At 34.4% G+C, this 19,526-nt stretch carries 14 protein-coding genes; 7 read left to right on the top strand and 7 right to left on the bottom strand.

Annotated elements, in window-relative coordinates:
- Positions 1-141: 141 nt before the first annotated feature.
- The gene (locus LV89_RS10220) at positions 142-1,107 is read right to left on the bottom strand and encodes a hypothetical protein (RefSeq protein WP_109742796.1); all 966 of its coding nucleotides are present in this window, start codon (positions 1,105-1,107) and stop codon (positions 142-144) included.
- Positions 1,108-1,484: 377 nt separating this feature from the next.
- Here LV89_RS10220 and LV89_RS10215 point away from each other — a divergent pair, with 377 nt between their 5' ends.
- The 4 genes from LV89_RS10215 (at position 1,485) to pyrG (ending at position 6,725) form a co-directional block, all read left to right on the top strand.
- A complete protein-coding gene (locus tag LV89_RS10215; protein ID WP_109742795.1) occupies positions 1,485-2,354 on the top strand; it encodes an inositol oxygenase family protein in 870 nt (289 codons plus the stop codon).
- Positions 2,355-2,546: 192 nt separating this feature from the next.
- Entirely contained in the window at positions 2,547-3,197 is a 651-nt protein-coding gene (locus LV89_RS10210) for a lysoplasmalogenase (RefSeq protein WP_109742794.1), read from the top strand.
- Positions 3,198-3,365: 168 nt separating this feature from the next.
- On the top strand, positions 3,366-4,379 hold the full coding sequence (locus LV89_RS10205; RefSeq protein WP_109742793.1) for a glycosyltransferase family 2 protein: 1,014 nt from the start codon (positions 3,366-3,368) through the stop codon (positions 4,377-4,379).
- Between the two features lie 696 nt (positions 4,380-5,075).
- Complete coding sequence (gene pyrG / locus LV89_RS10200; protein WP_109742792.1) at positions 5,076-6,725, top strand: CTP synthase; 1,650 nt, start codon at positions 5,076-5,078, stop codon at positions 6,723-6,725.
- 158 nt (positions 6,726-6,883) lie between these two features.
- On the opposite strand, the gene LV89_RS10195 is transcribed toward pyrG, so the two are convergent.
- Both LV89_RS10195 and LV89_RS10190 read right to left on the bottom strand, forming a co-directional pair.
- The gene (locus tag LV89_RS10195) at positions 6,884-7,225 is read right to left on the bottom strand and encodes a cupin domain-containing protein (protein ID WP_109742791.1); all 342 of its coding nucleotides are present in this window, start codon (positions 7,223-7,225) and stop codon (positions 6,884-6,886) included.
- Positions 7,226-7,280: 55 nt separating this feature from the next.
- Positions 7,281-9,419, bottom strand: a complete 2,139-nt coding sequence (locus LV89_RS10190; RefSeq protein WP_109742790.1) for a GEVED domain-containing protein — start codon at positions 9,417-9,419, stop codon at positions 7,281-7,283.
- 434 nt (positions 9,420-9,853) lie between these two features.
- On the opposite strand from LV89_RS10190, the gene yidC reads away from it, so the two are divergent.
- Both yidC and LV89_RS24900 read left to right on the top strand, forming a co-directional pair.
- Positions 9,854-11,761 (top strand): membrane protein insertase YidC, encoded by a 1,908-nt coding sequence (yidC, locus tag LV89_RS10185; RefSeq protein ID WP_229201499.1) that lies wholly within the window; start codon positions 9,854-9,856, stop codon positions 11,759-11,761.
- Between the two features lie 148 nt (positions 11,762-11,909).
- A complete protein-coding gene (locus tag LV89_RS24900; protein ID WP_146199133.1) occupies positions 11,910-12,218 on the top strand; it encodes a hypothetical protein in 309 nt (102 codons plus the stop codon).
- 16 nt (positions 12,219-12,234) lie between these two features.
- Here LV89_RS24900 and LV89_RS10180 read toward each other — a convergent pair whose 3' ends face one another.
- A complete protein-coding gene (locus LV89_RS10180) occupies positions 12,235-15,516 on the bottom strand; it encodes a UvrD-helicase domain-containing protein (RefSeq protein ID WP_109742789.1) in 3,282 nt (1,093 codons plus the stop codon).
- Positions 15,517-15,693: 177 nt separating this feature from the next.
- Here LV89_RS10180 and LV89_RS10175 point away from each other — a divergent pair, with 177 nt between their 5' ends.
- A complete protein-coding gene (locus LV89_RS10175; protein WP_109742788.1) occupies positions 15,694-16,191 on the top strand; it encodes a DUF2059 domain-containing protein in 498 nt (165 codons plus the stop codon).
- Between the two features lie 37 nt (positions 16,192-16,228).
- Here the strand turns inward: LV89_RS10175 and LV89_RS10170 are convergent, their stop codons facing one another.
- From LV89_RS10170 to LV89_RS10160, 3 genes are all read right to left on the bottom strand, one after another.
- The gene (locus LV89_RS10170) at positions 16,229-17,371 is read right to left on the bottom strand and encodes a glycerate kinase (protein ID WP_109742787.1); all 1,143 of its coding nucleotides are present in this window, start codon (positions 17,369-17,371) and stop codon (positions 16,229-16,231) included.
- 155 nt (positions 17,372-17,526) lie between these two features.
- Entirely contained in the window at positions 17,527-19,125 is a 1,599-nt protein-coding gene (locus tag LV89_RS10165) for a hybrid sensor histidine kinase/response regulator transcription factor (RefSeq protein ID WP_146199132.1), read from the bottom strand.
- 80 nt (positions 19,126-19,205) lie between these two features.
- On the bottom strand, positions 19,206-19,526 hold a 321-nt coding region (locus LV89_RS10160; protein ID WP_310588776.1), incomplete at its 5' end, for a transposase.

The raw sequence follows: 19,526 nt of genomic DNA, 5'->3' as shown, positions 1-19,526 counted from the left end.
TTGCGGGAAATATGACTATTTGAAGAGATGCCAAAAAAGCAAACAAGCAAAAAATGCTACTATTAATTGTATTTATACAAGAAATCCCAAATCTATAAATTGCTTTACAAATCTGGGATTTTGTTTAAAACATAGGGAATTTTAAAAGTCGATACCAGTGCCTTTCATGAATTTTGATGATAATTTTGACTTACTGGTAATATATCTTAAACTTAATCCTAAATATGGTGTTGCCGGCATCGTGGATGTTACCAAATTTTCATTTGCGGTATTAAATGTTTTTACCTGACGGAAAGCCGTCAATCCACCTTCAACCCCTAAATTAAATACATTCAAAATATGAGCATTGGCAGATAATGTAAACTTTACGTGTTGATAATTTTGACGACGCACTAACTTCTCCGTCGCACTATATTCTTGATAACCAGCACTAAAACCATCGTAAACGGTATTGAAATCAAGATGCAACCATTGATTTGCTTTATAAGTTACACTTGCTCTAAATGGTAATATTCCCGAAACCTTCCAATCATCGCCAAGAGCTTTTGTAAAACCAAAAATAGGAATTATTCTAAATTTCTGACTGTAAACTATCGCTGTTCCATAAAGAATTTGTGTTCTTAAACCCAAAATACGAAGTCGGGCTGCACCTCCATAAAAATACGGTTGTGGATTAAAAAACGTTTCATTGGATTGTGTAACACCTCCCCCAACGCCATAAACCCAGAATTTTTCTCGTAAACTCGCCTTCAATTGCACATACGTCAAACCCATTGTTTTATAGCCCCCGTCGGGTTGTTCTTTTCCATCAATAGTCGTATTGATTTGGGCAAGATTAGCAATCAATAAACTGTGCTTTGCTTGAATATCCGCTTTTTTACCAAAGCCAATTCCCGCCGAAATTTCTGTACTCAAAGGAATTATTCCCAATGCTGAACTTCTATTTAAGCCAAATTGATGTCCGTTATTCATAGAAGCATCGGGCATAATTTCGGTTTTCAAGGTAATATTTGGATAAAATAATTGGCTCAAAGAAGGCGTTTGAGCAACTAATTGAAAACCAATAAAATGGATTAATAAAAAGCAAAGAAGTTTTTTAGCAAGCATATAAGTAGGATTATTGATGTGGTACTAATCATAAAAAACTAAAAAGTTGAATTTTATGATTTAAAATTTGAGTTTCATCAATTAAACGCACAAGCCCTTTTTTAAGTATGCTTTCTGAAATTTTAAGTCACTTGAAGCGTACAGATTCAAGATTTTGGGACAATTTAATTCTCACATAGATTAGATTATTTTAAAAATTCGCTTTTGTGATAAATGAAACGATTTTTCATGCAACAATTACAAACGTTTGCATATATAAATTGTCTTATTTTTAGACTGTTTTAGGATTTTACGATTGAATTTATTTAATATAATTTATAACTTTGAATATAAGAATATTTACATTTTAACAATTAGCCGTTTTCGGTTTTATCCTCATGGAATTTTCAGAAAAAGAAATTGCTCCGTTATCAAGCCTTGACGTTTGGGAAGATGATGTTTTATTGCGTTATCCAGAAGAAGATGCTCCTAAAAAAGCGAAAGAAGAATATCGCAATTACGATAATCCCGAAAGAGATACTGTTCGTGAATTTTATAGATTGAATCATAAATTTCAAACTTACGATTTCGTTAAAGAAAAACAAGCTGAGTTTTTGAAATTTAACAAAACCGAAATGCCAATTTGGGAAGCCTTCGATTTCTTGAATACTTTGGTTGATGATTCTGACCCTGATACTTCTCTCGACCAATGGCAACATTTGTTACAAACCTCTGAGGCAATTCGTGCTGATGGTCATCCAGATTGGTTTGTACTAACTGGTCTTTTACACGATATGGGTAAAGTTCTTTGTCTTTTCGGCGAAGCTCAATGGGCAGTTGTTGGCGATACTTTCCCAGTAGGTTGTAAACATTCGGATAAAATTGTCTATTCTGAATATTTTGAAGCCAATCCAGATGCTCACGATTCAAAATATAACACGAAATATGGCGTTTATGAACCTAATTGCGGTTTAAAAAACGTAAATATGTCATGGGGACACGATGAATATTTGTATCAAATGGTAAAAGACCATTTACCAGAAGAAGCACTATACATGATTCGTTATCACTCGTTCTATTCACAACACCGTGAAAATGCTTATGAGCATTTAATGGACGAACACGACCACGCTATGTTTGAGTGGGTGAAGAAATTTAACCCTTATGATTTATACTCAAAATTGCCAACGCCTCCAGATACGCAAGCATTAAAACCATATTACGAAGAGTTATTGAAAAAATACCTTCCAGCAACATTGAAGTTTTAATTCAAAAGCCTTTATTCAGCAATGAGTAGAGGCTTTTTTATGGGTAAAAGTGAATATTAAAGATTACCCAACTTTTAAAAAGTTGGGTAATCTAATTTCATAGCTGAGTAAAATCTTTTAATCTAAAAATCTTAGTTCAGAATAAATGTAAAATCAGTAAATTGCATTATCTCTTAAAATATCCTAACCACCATGAAAACTAAAACATTTACCTACATTTTTGCTATAATTTCCATTCTTGAAATTATAGCAGGAACAATCGGTTTTAGGGAAGGCGTATTTTTCACAAAACCTTTAATAATGCTTTCCATTATCCTTTTTTATTATCTAAAAGCCCAAAAACCACTTGAAAAGCAAGATGTTTTAATGCTCATGGCATTTACGTTTTCATGGTTGGGCGATGTATTTTTGATGTTTTCGGGAGAAACTTTTTTCATGTTAGGTTTAGGTTCGTTTTTAATGACACACCTTTTTTATATTTATGTTTTTAGTAGAACAAAAAAAGACGCCAATATCTCTGCCCGAATTTTCATTCCAATTCTTTCTATTTCACTATTTGCACTGATTTACCCTCACGTCAATAAAGAATTATTGATTCCTGTTTTGGTTTATATGTTGGCAATTTGTGTAATGGCAATTTGTGCTTCTGAAAGAAAAACAACTACCGAAAGTTTCAGATTTGTATTTGTTGGAGCAATGCTATTTGTGCTGTCAGATTCATTTTTGGCTATCGAAAAATTTGCTTATAAAATTCCAGCTTCGACTTTTTTAGTAATGGGAACTTACGTTATGGCTCAATATTTCATTGCCATAGGATTTTTAAAACAATCATTAAAAGCGTAAATTGAGCCTTTAAACGTAACACAGACTTTAGTCTGTACGTAAAATAAAAACAGGCTGAAGCCTGTGCTACTAAAAAACAGACTGAAGTCGATACTAAAAAAGACCAAAATATAAACAGGTTAAAGCCTGTCCACTACTAAGGAACAGACTGAAGTCTGTGTTACCACAATGACCAGAAAATATTCGATAATTATTCCCGTTTATAACCGCCCCGATGAAGTTGAAGAGTTATTGGAATGCCTTGTAAAACAAACTTATAAAAACTTTGAAATCGTTATTGTTGAAGATGGTTCAGTTACAAAATGTGATACCGTTGTTGATAAATTTCAAGATAAAATAGAAATACATTATTATTTCCAAGAAAACACTGGACAAGGTTTTGCACGAAATACTGGTTTTAGATATGCCCAAGGTGATTATTTCATTATCTTGGATTCTGACGCACTCATCGAATCAAATTATCTTGAAATAGTTGAAAATCAACTCAATACCAACTATTTAGATTTATATGGTGGTCCCGACCGTGACCATCCAAATTTTACGCCAATCCAAAAAGCAATTAGCTATTCCATGACTTCCATTTTTACAACGGGTGGCATCAGAGGAAGTAAGAAGAATTTGGGCGGGACTTTCCATCCAAGAAGTTTCAACATGGGACTTTCGAGAGAAGTTTATGAAAAAACAAAAGGCTTCATCATCACTCGTATGGGCGAAGATATTGAGTTTTCAATCCGAGCTATTTCTTTAGGTTTTAAATCAGGTTTAATTTACGACGCCTTCATTTATCATAAACGTAGAACGAGTTTTTCTCAATTTTATAAGCAATTGAGATTCTTCGGTAAAGCACGAATAAATATCAGTCGCTTTTTCCCGAAAGAATTAAAATTAGTGCATACCTTCCCCATGATTTTTACTTTGGGTTGTTTTTCAATTCCTTTTTTATATTTCATTTACACTCCACTTTTTTATCTTGCCATAATTCTATTAGGCATCTACGTTTTGCTCAATTTCATCGACTCTACATTAAAAAATAAAAGTATAAAAGTTGGCTTGTTAAGTATTATAGCCGTTTTTGTACAATTATTAGCTTATGGAATTGGCTTTATAAGCGAAGGAAGGAAAAAAATCTTTGAAGAAAAAGGTTATAAACAAACAGGCGAACGAATTGAATATCCTTCTTGAAAAAACATTTGAAGCAATATCAACAAATATTTTCACGAAACTTGAATAATAAAATCCTGAAAATCAAATATTTATTTTCAGGATTTTATTATTACAAGAGCAATTTAATTTTATTTAGTTTTTGAGTTTCATTTAAAAAATTACGGAATTATCTACTATTTGGCGGAATTAAGGTTAGGCTTCTCCGAAGCCCGTAATTCGAGGCTATTCTTGTGCTACAAAGGTTGAATTTCTCCGAAATTGTGTCGATTTATACCTCGGAGAGGTTCAACCTTTGTAGAATATAGTGAAAATTCTCGTACCCACTTCGGAGAAGTGTAACCTTAAAAGAGTCCGCCAAATGGTAGATAATTCCGTAAAATTATTCAAAACTTTTCAAGCACCGATTCTGTCCATAACCATCTGATTAATAATAATTTAATTTTAAGTTTATCACATTTTCAAGAATTCTATTTTCAAATTCTTTCTCAAAACCTTTGCTTTTACTACCTACTTCAACAAAAATGTCCTAACTTTGTATCCCGTAACAACAGGTTGCGGAATATTCCTCCTCCTAAGTTTCTATTCATTAAAGTCTCCATTCGTAATGTATGATTATTGCCAAAATTATCTCAACAGGGTAATTTATTAGTGCTTTTGTGCATACTTATGAGCATCGACTTAAAGACTTTTCGACTAAAATAAAATTTATTAATCATGTCAGGCAAAGGGCAACCTAAAACCGCAAAATACATTTTCGTTACGGGCGGTGTAACATCTTCATTGGGTAAAGGAATTGTAGCTTCTTCTCTCGCTAAATTATTACAAGCAAGAGGTTTATCGGTAACAATTCAAAAATTTGATCCATACATTAACATCGACCCAGGAACGTTAAATCCTTATGAACACGGGGAATGTTACGTAACCAACGACGGTGCAGAAACCGACCTTGACCTTGGTCATTATGAGCGTTTTTTGGGAGTTCCAACATCTCAAGCTAATAATATTACAACTGGTCGTGTTTACAATAATGTTATCACAAAAGAACGTCGTGGCGATTATTTAGGAAAAACGGTTCAAGTAATTCCTCATATTACCGACGAAATCAAACGTAATATTTTGCTTTTGGGTGAAACAGGACTTTACGACATTGTTATTACAGAAATTGGCGGTTGTGTAGGAGATATTGAATCTTTGCCATTCATCGAAGCTGCTCGTCAATTGAAGTGGGATTTAGGCGAGAAAAATACGCTTTTTATTCACCTTACGCTTGTGCCTTATTTGGCTTCGGCAGGTGAATTAAAGACAAAGCCAACTCAACACTCAGTTCGTGCCTTATCTGAATTAGGAATTCAACCAGACATTATTGTTTGTAGAACGGAACACCCAATTCCTGTTGAGATGCGTCGTAAAATTGCTCTTTTCTGTAACGTTTCTCCAAATGACGTTATCGAATCAATTGATGCTGAGACGATTTATGATGTGCCGTTGTTGATGAGAAAAGAAAAACTTGACCAACGTGCCTTATATAAATTAGATATTTACAACGATAAAGACGCTGACCTTGAATCTTGGAAAAACTTCTTGGGTAAACTTAAAAATCCTACGGAGCAAATTACAGTTGGTTTAGTTGGGAAATACGTTGAGTTGAAAGATTCATACAAGTCAATTGCTGAAGGTTTGATTCATGCTGGAGCTGTTAATGAAACAAAAGTAAACGTAAAATGGATTTCTTCAGAGAATTTGGTTGATGCAGGTTATGAAAAAAAATTAGAAGAACTTGACGGTATTTTAGTTGCCCCCGGCTTTGGAGAAAGAGGAATCGAAGGAAAAATTAACGCTGTAAAATTTGCTCGTGAAAACAAAATTCCATTCTTCGGTATTTGTTTAGGAATGCAATGTGCCGTGATTGAATACGCACGTAATGTGTTGAAATTAGAAGATGCTCATTCATTTGAAATGAATCCAGAAACGACAAACCCTGTAATTGATTTAATGGAAGAGCAAAAATCTGTTACAAACAAAGGTGGAACAATGCGTTTGGGTGCTTATGCTTGTAAATTAGAAAAAGGCTCGTTGGCACATTCTATTTACGGAAAATTAAATATCCAAGAACGTCACCGTCACCGTTTTGAGTTTAATAACGCTTATTTAGAGCAATTTAAAACGGCAGGAATGACTCCAACAGGCATTAACCCTGAGTCTGGTTTGGTAGAAGTTGTTGAAATTAAAGACCATCCTTTCTTTATTGGTGTTCAATTTCACCCAGAATATAAATCTAATGTAGCTAATCCAGCTCCGCTTTTTGTTCACTTCGTGAAAGCAGTATTGAAAAATGCTATTCCTTTAATGAAGGGAGCGAAGTAAGAGTTTAGAGTTTAGAGTTTAGAGTTTAGAGTTTAGAGTTTAGAGTTTAGAGTTTACAAAAAAGGCTTTTTAGGATATTAAGTTCCCTAAAAGCCTTTTTTGTGAGTTTCTATGATGTACAAATTCATAATTCATAACTCATACCTAAGACCTCATACCTAAGAAACAAAATCTTCTCTCATCGGATTGAAAACGTCTATTAAAAGTCCTTCTTCCAAACAAACAACTCCGTGCGTGATATTTGAAGGAGCAAAATAAACATCGCCTTCAGATAAAATCTTTTTATCTTCGCCAATGGTCACTTCAAATTTGCCTTTTGCGATATAACTAATTTGTTTGTGTGGATGATAATGCAAAGCACCAATTCCACCCTTTTCAAAAGCAACTTTTACTAACATCACATCATTATCATAAGTCATAATTTTACGACTAACACCTCCGCCCAAAACATCCCAAGCTAATTCGTTATCTTCAACTAAAGTTTTTTCAAAAATATTCATATCAAAATTCGTTTTTATTTAGAAGAAAATAATCTTCAAAATTTACTGATTTCATTTATGGCGTTATCAATTTCAATAATCCTGTTTGTTGAACTGTCAAAACTCCATAGGCTTTTACATCTTTTGCATGAGCAATTAAGGCAGAAGGCACATTAACAGTATGTCCAGCAGTAATAGTAACAATATCTGAATTAGTTGGAATTCTGGCACATGACCAAACGGTGGCATCATCCCAATTTCCTGATTTAACCGAATACATTGTGCAATTATTTGTTATTGAAAGAGCATAATCTTCAATTTGCCCTGAACCATATCCAGTTTGCCCAACAATTGTACAAGAATTGGAAGACGAAGAAGGGTCTGCTAAAACTCTCACTCTCAGTAATGTATTTGCTACTGCGGTATTAGGAATGGTGATTGTTCCAGAATATATATTTCCGCCTGTTGAACCGCTTGTTGTTCCTGACAAGACAATTTCATCAGCCTCCGTAAATAATCCGTTGTTATTATAATCAATATAAACTTTGACTTTATGAGCATTTGTATAATGTCCACCCACTGTCAATGTATAAGTATTTCCTGCAATGACATTGGTTTGACTAAGACACGAATTATCAACATAGTTTTTCCCGTCTGATTGTGAACTTGACGATGTTGCATTAATAGCAGGTGTACCGTTGAAAGCAAAACTCGCAATTCCAAAATAATTACTCAATCCATTTGTTGCCGTTGGGGTACAAGCAACAGGAGAATTTGCCCCTAAAGAACAACACGGACTTATGACTGTCTGCTGATTATTTCCACAACCGTTGGCATCACTTACTGTTAAGACTACATTTGTTCCATTTGGTACATTAATGACACTGTTTCCGACAACCGTTCCCGATGAACTTGTTACCATAAAATTATTCGGATTATTAAAAGTTAAACTATAAACACCACCCGTACCACAAGCCGTTATAATATTAGTAACTCCGGGATTATAAAAAAGTACGGTTTTTGTATCGGTTAAGCCATTGGCACAAGTTAGTCCATACGTCCAAGTAGATTGCTGACCAGCACTTAATACGGGTTTTAAACCATAACTTGTTACCACATTTCCGTTGATTGTCATGGTTTGAACAGAACTACACAAACACATGGCTGAGAAATTAGGAAAAGCGGTTGATGTACAAAAGGTTGGCGTTGCTGAGATAGTTGCAATTGGTGTACTCGGAGTAGTTTGCAGTACAGGCGAAGTCAATAATACTGAATGATAAGACTCAATAAAGTTTCTCATAAACGTTTTTTGATTTGCCGTAAATTGAGTTCCGCAGGTATTATTCAGATAATTCATAATATTTTTCTGAATATTCCCATAAGCCAAATTTGTGCATGGATTTAAACTATTCATGGTAGTGCTTGAACATGACCATTCGTGTGGACAAATTGACCCAATTGAATATGCCGTTAAATTAGGCGTATCCGTCAAACCATCTCCATCACCACAATTACAACTGGCATTTGTTCCGGGCGTTGCATCTGTTGGAAATGGGTGAGCCAATCCAAAATAATGAGCAATTTCATGTGGAGAAACTTGTTCATTAGGTGTTTTTACAGAATTTGCCAAAACAATAAAGCCTTCGCTTGGTCCTCCAACACCTGCTGCACCATTGTCTAATTTATGAACAATCCAGATATTGGCATAAAGATTCTTAGCCCAAGTTCTCCAGCCTTGCACAGTTGCCCACGATACGCCAGTATTAAAAACCCCTTTTGATACATACGTTGCATTTCCAGAAGCATCGTATCTTGTAATACCCGTTGTGGTATTGCAAGTTGGGTCTTGTTTTGCCAATTCAAACTCAATTTCAACATCTTGGCTACCCGCAAATGCTCCCGTAGCACGATATGCCGCATTCAAATTAGCCACCATAGCATTTATTTCTGCATCAGTAATAATGCTCGAAGTTGTACTTGGCTCAATGACATGAACAACGAGTGGAATTTTAACAACTCCTGTTAAGAGTGAAGTCTGATTTCCTTGATTTTGTCCTTTCAAAGAATTCATTTTAGCCAAAACTTGTCGTGCTATTTCTTGTGTTTGTGCATCAGGTTCGTAAATGCACTGATAAGCAGTATCTTGAGCTTGAACAAATGTGGAAAGGAAAGACAGTAAAAGTATAAATAAGAAGTGGTTGAAAATTGTTTTCATTTTGACATAGCATTTTGAGTAAATAATTACAAAAGCTACTTAGGAAGTTATTAAAGAGAATCGGAAGTAAGTACCGAGAATAAATTATTTCATAATATTAATGTCATTGATTTGTAGTGGCGTATAGCATACGCAAATGTTTTGATAATTTTAGCGTATGCTATACGCCAAACATAATGTCAAATAATTTATTCCTTTACATACTTCAAAGAGAATTAATGCTAAAATAAAAAGAATTTCAAAGAAAAAAAATGACACGGTTAAAATCTCAGAAAATTCGCCTTTCAGCTACATACTATCTACCACTAATCACATTTAAACCGAAAGCATTGCCAAATAACGAATAAGTCTTAGTAATTTTGCAGAACTAAAGCTCATCGCTTTAACGGTTTTCATAATTTTTGAACTAATTAACCGATAAAATTCTTTTTTGAATGATTGAATCAACAAATCAATCATCAAAACTTAATACTTTTAAAACAATGATGGATAGAAATCAAGTCACGGGGTTAGTATTGATAATGGCAATGTTGCTGGGTTATCAATTTTTCTTTGCTCCAAAGATTGAACCAGAGAAACCACAAGACAAAGCCAAAACGACTCAAGCTTCTGCCACTCCTCAAAAAGTAGCAACCCCAGATTCAAATGCCTTAAAATCTGCCGCAGGAGATTTTGCATCGGCAGCAATTGGAACACCAAAAGATGTTGTATTAGAGAATAAAGATATAAAAGTTACTTTCTCAACACAGGGTGGACGTGTAAAGCAGGTTTTGTTGAAAAACTATAAAACTTACAACACATTTGCAGAACAAAAAAATGACCCTTTAGTAATTTTTGATGAAGCTTTTGATAAAATTTCCCTTGAATTACCAACGACTAAAGGAAATGTTGATTTGAATAAATTATACTTCAACACTTCATCAGTTGGCGGAACAGTGGCAGAAGGTAAAACAGAAAAAGTGGTTTTTACTTTGCAATTAGCAAACGGACAATCTGTTGAACAATCATATTCATTAGCAGGTTCAGGTTTTTTATTGGATAACGATTTGAAATTAACAGGCTTAAACGGAATCTTGAAAAATGAATCTGTTAAGTTGAATTGGTTAGAAAATGTTCGTCCAACTGAAAAAGATTTGAACGAAAACCGTAAAGCAACGGTCAATTATTTATTAAATGACGGTGAAAATTTCGACCAACTTGCTGAAACGCCAACAGGAGCAAAAGATGCTACTTTAGACCAACCATTGAAATGGGTTGCTTTCAAGAAAAAATACTTCTTGTCGAGTTTTATTACTAAAAATGAGCCAATACTAAAAGCACAGATATTCGGAACTGCTAACGAGCAAGATTCTGTAAATATTAAAACGCTCCGTGCTAATATGGATTTGGATTTAGCGGGTTTAAAAGCAGGTAAAGGGAATTTTCAATGGTATTTTGGTCCAAATGATTATAACATCATCAAAAACGTTGCTCCTGGTTTTGGGAAAAACGTAAAATTGAGTTATGATATTTTCTTACCAATTACTCGTTACATTTTCGTTCCATTATTTAATATTTTAGAAACTGTTTTCTCTAACTACGGTTTGTTGATTATTGCTTTGGTATTAATTATCAAATTTGCCCTTTTACCTCTTACATATAAGTCGTATGTAAGTATGGCAAAAATGAGAATTTTGCAACCAGAATTAAACGCAATTAAAGAGAAAATCGGTGACGACGCAGCCAAACAACAACAAGCTCAAATGAAATTGTACGGCGAAGTTGGTGTGAGCCCATTGAGTGGTTGTATTCCTGTTTTAGCAACCATGCCTGTTTTGATGGCTGTATTTATGCTCTTCCCGAACTTAATTAACTTACGTCAGGAGTCGTTTTTATGGGCAAATGACCTTTCAACTTTTGACTCGATTGCTACTTTACCATTTAGCATTCCATTGTACGGAAATCATATCAGTTTATTTACTTTATTGATGACGGTTTCAAGTATTGCTTATGGTTATTATAACAACCAAAATACGCCTGACCAAACAGGACAACCAATTGACATGAAGAAAATGGCGTATGTTACTCCTGTTATTTTCATGTTTGTGATGAACTCTTTACCAGCAGGTATGAGTTTCTATTATTTCGTTTCAAACATTGTAACGATTTTACAACAAATTGGTATTCGTAAGTTTGTTGATGAAGATAAAATCAAAGCAATTTTGGACGAAAATCGTAAGAAAATTGCCGCAGGCGGTGTTAAGAAATCTCGTTTCTCTGAATATATCTCGAAGCAAATGAAAGCGGTTGAAGAAGCTCAAAAGGCTCAACAAGAAGAAACGGGAAAGAAAAAGAAGAAATAAGTGGTGATTAGAAATTAGTTATTAGAAAATTGGTTTTTCCAATAAGCTAATAGATAACAACGAAGTCAGCGTTTTGAAGGCTAACTTCGTTAAATCAAAAAGGCGATAGATTCAGAATCTATCGCCTTTTTGATTATAAAATAATGTAGTGGCAAATAGCATTCGCCGAAATACCAAAATGACGAATGCTATTCGCCACTACCAATCTACAAAACAGGCACAACATCATAGCCCTCCAAATAAACCAAAATGGCGAATGCTATTCGCCACTACCAATCTACAAAACAGGTACAACATCATCGCCCTCCAAATAAACCAAAGTGACGAATGCTATTCGCCGCTACCAATCTTCAAAACAGGTACAACATCATCGCCCTTCAAATACACCAAAATGGCGAATACTATTCGCCACTACCAATCTACAAAACAGGTACAACATCATAGCCCTCCAAATTAAACCAAAATGGCGAATGCTATTCGCCGCTACCAATCTCCAAAACAGGTACAACATCATCGCCCTCCAAATACACCAAAATACCTTCTACATTTTTATGTCCCATATCTCGGTAAATGTTCATGTATTGACGAACTTGCGTTTTATGAGAATCAGATTTTGAACCCGTTTTATAATCTAAAATAACGATTCGGTCTTTTAATCTCACCACACGGTCTGGACGCAGTGGATTTCCTTTGGGCATTAAAATTTCTCTTTCATTTTTCACCAAGTCTTGTGAAACCTCAAAAAGGGGCTTAATTTTCTCCAAGTTGATGATTTTCAGAATACTTGCTTTAATATCTTCTAATTCAGTATCAACAATTAAACCTTCTCTGAGTGATTCTTGCAAGGCAAAATCAACATCAGAGATGGTTCTGATTTTGGCAAAAGTATTGTGGATTTTATTACCATAATCACGGCTTTTCTCAAAAGTTTCAATATCAAAAAGACGTTCTGCTGAATGTCTCAATTTAATTGTATTACTTCTTTCAGAACTCATAACCGCATCAATTTCAATAACTTGCTCCACCTTTTTGGGTTTATTACTGATGCGTTTATTTTCTCCTTGACTAATAATTTCGATATGTCGTTCCCCTTTTTCAATAGGCGGACAACCCACAAAACGATACAATTGATTGCCAACCGTTTTGTCAAATTTAAAGGTATCTTGCTTGACGATAAGATACAGACGGTCGGTTGGACGGGTCAAAGCAACGTAAAGCATATTTAAACTTTCTAAAAAAGTCTTTTCTTTTTCTGCATGAAATTGTGGAGCAATTGGCGTTTCTGCCAATTTATTGGAAACTCGCAATGGAGCAGTTTTAAGAGCCGTTTCTACATTGGGTTTGAGTTCATCTGCTATTGGTAGATTTGCCCAAATCTCAGAATATAAATTCGTATCCATCGTCCAGTCGCAATACGGAATAATAACCACAGGATATTCCAAACCTTTTGATTTATGAATACTCGTAACAGTTACGGCATTTTGTCCGTCGGGCGTAGAAATAGAAAGTACGTTTTTTTTCTGTTCCCAAAATTGTAAAAAATCGGTAAGGTGTGTACTTTTCTTCGTCTGAAAATCAAGCACCACATCTAAAAATCTGAATAAAAAATCTAATTCCTTATGATGTTCAAAAAGATGAAAAGTATTGATAATTTTTTCGGCAACTTCATACAACGCCATTTGTTGTAGCCTGAATGAACTCAACAAATACCCTTGTTTCTCAATCAATTTATAAAACTCATTAACATCATTATTTTCAATAGATTGCTTAATAATTTGATTATCTTCAGTATTAGGTATTTTCTGTAAAACAACACGATAGAACAGATAAATAGCTTCGTATTTGGCTAAGATATTTTCTGGATTTTGAATAACTTTCATCAAAGCCATTGTGAGATTTACTGCCTCCGAAAAGTTCAAATTCAAAGAATCGGAAGAAATAACTTGAATATTTGCATCTTTTAAAGAATTGGCAACAATACGAGCGTGCTGATTTTTGCGACAAAGTACCGCAATATCTTCGTAAGAATATCCCGCAGACAAACTTTCATCTATCAATTCCAAAATACGGCTAAACATTAATTCGTCTTCTCCGTCGCCTGTCAAAAAGTCAATTTCCACGTGTCCACCCGACTTTGGATTATTCGGAATTTTTTGAGCAAAATGTTCATCGTAAACCTTTGGCAAAATCGGAGCAACAGACTCATTATCAGGCGATTCTTTGATAAACTGAAAAATATCATTATTGAATTTGATAATCTCTTTTGAACTTCGATAATTGGTTGTGAGATTTTCGGGTTTTAGATACGGACGAATACTTGCGTAACGTTCCACCAAAAAATCATTGTCTTCATGACCAACCACCAACTGTTCCAAATCCTCTTTATGTAAATGCACAATCAATTCCATTTCACCACCTCTGAACCGATAAATAGACTGTTTTGCATCGCCAACGGCTAAATTAAAGTGTCCGTTTGCTAAAGAATTTTCAACCAAAGGCAAGAAATTATGCCATTGTAAAGTGGAAGTATCTTGAAATTCGTCAATCAAAATGTGGTTATACTTTTCGCCCAAACGCTCATACACAAACGGAATTGGCTCAGTCATCACAATTTCCAAGATTTTACGGTTAAATTCCGAAATATGAATTTGTCCCGTATCATTCTGTATATCAGCAATTTCCTTTTTTAATTGGCTCAATAAAGCCAATTTTTTAAGTTGTTTTGTTACTTCTTGAAAAAGGACATATTTAGGTTTTTCAGCTTCATGAATTTTAGCAATTTCTTCTAAATAAAGGCGTAGTTCGTCCGCAATGCCGTCAATTCTGGCAGCAATATCTTTCTTTTGCGTTTTAGAATACCACATATTTTCATTTAAAGCTTTGTTCACATAAGAATTTGCTTTGTAAAAAATATCTTGATATTGTAATCTTTGGAAATACGCTCCGACGCCATTTTTCGAGTAATAAAAATCATCAATATCCAAATTTGCGTCATAGATTGCCTCCGAAGCTACATTGGAAATCGTTTTTACTTTGGTTTCAATGTATTCGCAATACTCCTTCAAATTCTTTTCAATCAGTAGAAAATCAGCGGGTTGCAATTCAGCAATAGATTCTACTGAAGCCTGAAATTGGTCAGACAAAAGACTTCTACCAAAAGACGCCAATTCACTTGGCAAGCCATTCCATGATTTTCCATCATTGGCTTTTTCCATCGCAAAACTTTGGATTGCTTCTGTAATTTGCTCAAAATTTTCAGTATTTACTTTTTGAAATAACTGCTCAACCGCACCATCCAACAGAACGTCCGAATCAAGATTTACCTCAAAATTGAACGGAAAACCCAATTCTTCGGTAAAAGCTGCCACAATTCTCTGCACAAAAGAGTCAATGGTAGAAACCGAGAAATTGGCATATTCATGGATAATGTGCTTGAAGGTTTTATTGGCTCTATCACGCAAAGTCCATTCATCAATATTGATTCCTTCTTCTTTTAATTCTGCTAAAATTTGCTGAAAAATACCTTCCGATTCTTCAATTTCTTGAGGGTCAGTGCTGGCAAATTGTTTGAGGTATTTCAGGATACGCTCCTTCATTTCTTGTGATGCTTTTTTGGTAAAAGTCACCGCCAAAATATGGTTAAAATACCAAGGAGAAGTCGTTTTTAAAGCTAATTTGATGTATTCCTTCGCAAGGGTGTAGGTTTTTCCAGAGCCAGCAGAAGACGAATATATTTTAAATTTTGGTGATTGCATTGTGGGTATTTATTGATTTCTAAGGCGAAATTACCGTTTAATAAACCTAAATGATATTGATTTTGTAAAGTTATTGAATTAATATATGTTTGTGTGAAGAGTTTTGAGAGGAAAACCCTGTCACTACGAGCGTAATTTAGTCACATTTCACAAATCAATTCAAATTTTTAAATCGTTATGAAAAAAACTTTTTTAGTAATCGCCATACTTTTAAGCAATTCATTGGTAGGTTTTACACAGAGCAAACAGGATAATATTAAAGAATTATTAAAGTCGATGCAAATCGAAAAAATGATGAGTGGAGCTTATGATGCAATAATTCCGATGATGAAAAATCAAATGAAATCAAATCCTGTGATGAAGGATTCTCTACAAACAAAAAAAATGGATGCAATGATGCGGAAAGTAATGGATGCAAGTAGAGAAATGACTAAATCCTTCATGGAAAATGAAATGACAGGTATCTATGAAAGAAATTTTAGCGACAATGAAGTAAAGGATTTATTGGCATTTTACAAAACACCAACTGGACAGAAAATGATTGAAAGTCAGCCCACTATTCAGCAAGAAACAATGCAAATTATGATGACGAAATATATGCCTGCCTTCAGAGATAAGATGAAGGCGATAACGGATGAAATAATTTCTGACGCTAAAATTGAGAAAAAAGATTAGTTAAAGTAGCCATTATTTCAAAAATACCTCGAAAGTTTTAGAACTCTCGGGGTATTTTCCTCAAAAGTCTTCCCAATAACACTCCCTGATTCTCCACTAATTGAGGCGTTTCTTTCAAAGCCTGTTCCAAAGAAATCGGAGCATTTAAAATTGATGTAGCGTATAAAATACCTTCTTGTTTGGCAACAGTTGGAATATCTTGTAGCGTTCCGCAAATGATAATTACAGGTACATTTGCTTGATTGGCTTTGTCTAAAAGTTGAGAAATCAGTTTTCCATCCCATGTTTGGCTATCGACTTTTCCTTCTCCTGTGATTAAAATATCAGTGTTTTTGAGGAGTTCTTCCGTATTGTTGATTTCTAAAATCCATGAAGCAGCAGAGATAATTTTAGCATTCAGTAAAACCGACAATCCACCCGAAACCCCTCCTCCTGCTCCACTGCCAATCAAATTTTGCGGGTTTTGTTTGAATTGATTTTCTAAAACCTCCGCAAAGTTTTTTAGTCCTTTATCTAAATATTTAATTCCTTCGTCGTCAGCTCCTTTTTGTCTTGCAAACACATAAGCAGCCCCACTTTCACCATAAAAAGGATTGGTAACATCGGTTGCAATCGTGAATTTTATACTCGATAATTCACTTAAAACATTAGCAGTTTCAACCTTTTTTACTTTTATCAAATTTTCACCGATTGGTTCTAAAATCTGTTCATCTTCATCTAAAAAATTGAATCCTAAAGCCGAAGCAATACCCATTCCTGCATCGTTAGTGGCAGTTCCTCCAACAGTTAAAGTAATCTCTTTCGCTCCTTTCTGAATAGCATCACTAATGAGAATACCTGTGCCGTAGCTACTGGTTTTGAAGCAATTACGTTCTTGTGACAACAACAATTCAATACCCGAAGCACGAGCCATTTCTATGATTGCCGTTTTTGTTTTTTCGACAAAAAGATAGGTTGCTGAAATTGCTCTTTGAAGTGGGTCGAAGGTTTCAACCTTGATAAATTCTCCTTTCAGATTGGTATTGAGACTTTCTAAAGTGCCTTCTCCACCGTCGGCAAGAGGTAATAAAATACATTTTGCTTCGGGGAAAGTTGTTAAAATTCCTTTTTCAAGGCAAGTACAAATATCTCCCGCACTGAGGGCGTCTTTAAATTTATCTGGAGCAATTAAAATTTTCATTTAAGGAAAAATTACGTTTCACAATAATACTCAAAAAGCGAAGGAGTTTGAAATTTCTTATGAAACAAAGGGCAATAAAAAAGCAGGCATCTTATAGAAATGCCTGCTTTTTACTCAAAAATAACATTTGTTGGTTGCTGAGTATTTTTGGGTAATCACTTCCAATCAGAAGGCGTTTTTCCGTATCGTTCCAAAAATACTTTTGAAAAATATGGCAAACTATCAAAACCAACTTGATAGGCAATTTCTGAAACACTACCGAAACCTTTTTGAAGTTTATCAGCCGCAATTTCTAAACGATAATTTCTAACAAATTCTGTTACTGTTTGGTTGGTAATTGCTTTTAATTTTCTTCGTAATTGCACACTCGAAAGAGTCATTTCATTGGCAAAAGTGTCAACATCAAACTCACTTTTATCGAGATATTTATCAATAATATTTTTCGCTTTTTGGATAAACAAATCATCTATCGTCAACTCTTTTATTATCTTTTCAACTTGAGTATTATCTGAAGCAAGGAGCGTAAACTTCTCTCTCATTAATTGTCGCTGAGTCACCAAATTATTAACTCTAACAGTCAATTCTTCACGATTAAAAGGTTTTGATAAATAATCATCTGCTCCTTTTCCCAAACCTACCAATTTATCTGCCAAAGTAGCTTTTGCCGTGAGCATAATCACTGGAATATGATTTATTCTCTCATCATTTTTCAGTTTTTCACAGAACTCCAAGCCATCTAAATTCGGCATCATTAAATCACAAATCACTATGTCAGGGATATATTCAATAGCTTTTCGCAAACCTTCTACTCCATCAACTGCCATTATTAACTGATATTTAGACTCAAAAAAACTTCCAATATAATTACGTAAGTCGGCATTGTCTTCTATGATAAGCATGATATTTTGCCCATCAGTTTCTATGATTTTTCTTTGTATTGATTTATTAGTAAACTCTGTCTCAAAAATAGTTGCGGTCTTAGAATTTGTTTTTTCCAATTCATTTTCAATCATTTTTGTTGCCACAAAAGGCAATGCTAATTCAAATGTTGTGCCTTCACCTAAACGACTACTGACTTGTATTTCGCCATCAAGTAAATTGATTAATTCTTTCACCAATGCCAAACCTATTCCTGTACCATCGTGTTGACGTTGATTACTGTCGTCAACTTGGTAAAAACGGTCAAAAATATGTGGTAATCTTTCTGTTGGAATACCCATTCCAAAGTCTTGAACACGGATAAAAAGTTGCCCAATTTCACCAATTACTTTATAATCTACTCTCACAATGATACGACCATTCTTGGGCGTAAATTTGAAAGCATTAGACAATAAATTGATTATTATTTTTTCTAATTTATCAAGGTCAAACCTTCCTAATTGATGTAAATGACTTTGAGAATGATTGAAAATAATAAATTTTGATTGGGCTAACGATTCAAAAGAGGCAAAAATATGCTCGAAAAAAAGCGATAAATTGACATCTTGTAAGGAAGCTTTCATTTCTCCTGCTTCCAATTTCGACAAATCGAGTAACTGATTGATGAGAATTTGTAGCCTTTTGAGATTTCTCTGCATAAGGGCAATGATATTTTCTTGAGGATATTTCTTTTGCAAATCATCAATTGGACCTACCAACAAAGTCAGCGGAGTACGGAATTCATGAGAAATATTGGTAAAAAAGCGAGTTTTTAGTTCATTCAAAGTAGCTAAACGTTCTGCTTCTTTTTGTTCAAAAAGTAATTGTCGGGTCAATTGATTTTTATTGACACGCTGCCGATAATATATCAGATAACTTCCAATAATAACTAACAACAACGTGAACTTTTCAGATTTCAAGCGGCTATCAATCCATTATATTGCTTCAAAGCTTTATGAGTCTGAATAGAAACTTTTGGTTTTCTTTGATAAAAAGAGTAGGCACACATAGCCGCCAACATATGAGTAAAAGCATTTAAAGCCGACCTATGGCGAGTATGTTCTAAGTCTAAAACACCCTTTTGAAGTCCAATAACCGTTTCAATAATGGGTCTTTTTTTTGCCATTTTTTTAGCCTCATCAGGCATAAATTTTTGGTTTGACTTTTGGGTATTATTACGAGGTTTAGCAAAGAAATCTAATGTTCCATCATACTCAATAAAGTCCATTTTTGCTTG

The sequence above is a fragment of the Arcicella aurantiaca genome, from assembly GCF_003148625.1.
Taxonomy (GTDB): Bacteria; Bacteroidota; Bacteroidia; order Cytophagales; family Spirosomataceae; genus Arcicella; species Arcicella aurantiaca.
Note: the sequence above shows the minus strand (reverse complement) of the source record. Positions and strands in the feature narration are given on the sequence as shown.

Excerpts from the sequence above, each read along its gene's own strand:
- LV89_RS10220 (WP_109742796.1), bottom strand. The coding sequence starts at position 1,107 with ATGCTTGCTAAAAAACTTCTTTGCTTTTTATTAATCCATTTTATTGGT.
- LV89_RS10215 (WP_109742795.1), top strand. The coding sequence starts at position 1,485 with ATGGAATTTTCAGAAAAAGAAATTGCTCCGTTATCAAGCCTTGACGTT.
- LV89_RS10210 (WP_109742794.1), top strand. The coding sequence starts at position 2,547 with ATGAAAACTAAAACATTTACCTACATTTTTGCTATAATTTCCATTCTT.
- LV89_RS10205 (WP_109742793.1), top strand. The coding sequence starts at position 3,366 with ATGACCAGAAAATATTCGATAATTATTCCCGTTTATAACCGCCCCGAT.
- pyrG (WP_109742792.1), top strand. The coding sequence starts at position 5,076 with ATGTCAGGCAAAGGGCAACCTAAAACCGCAAAATACATTTTCGTTACG.
- LV89_RS10195 (WP_109742791.1), bottom strand. The coding sequence starts at position 7,225 with ATGAATATTTTTGAAAAAACTTTAGTTGAAGATAACGAATTAGCTTGG.
- LV89_RS10190 (WP_109742790.1), bottom strand. The coding sequence starts at position 9,419 with ATGAAAACAATTTTCAACCACTTCTTATTTATACTTTTACTGTCTTTC.
- yidC (WP_229201499.1), top strand. The coding sequence starts at position 9,854 with ATGATTGAATCAACAAATCAATCATCAAAACTTAATACTTTTAAAACA.
- LV89_RS10180 (WP_109742789.1), bottom strand. The coding sequence starts at position 15,516 with ATGCAATCACCAAAATTTAAAATATATTCGTCTTCTGCTGGCTCTGGA.
- LV89_RS10175 (WP_109742788.1), top strand. The coding sequence starts at position 15,694 with ATGAAAAAAACTTTTTTAGTAATCGCCATACTTTTAAGCAATTCATTG.
- LV89_RS10170 (WP_109742787.1), bottom strand. The coding sequence starts at position 17,371 with ATGAAAATTTTAATTGCTCCAGATAAATTTAAAGACGCCCTCAGTGCG.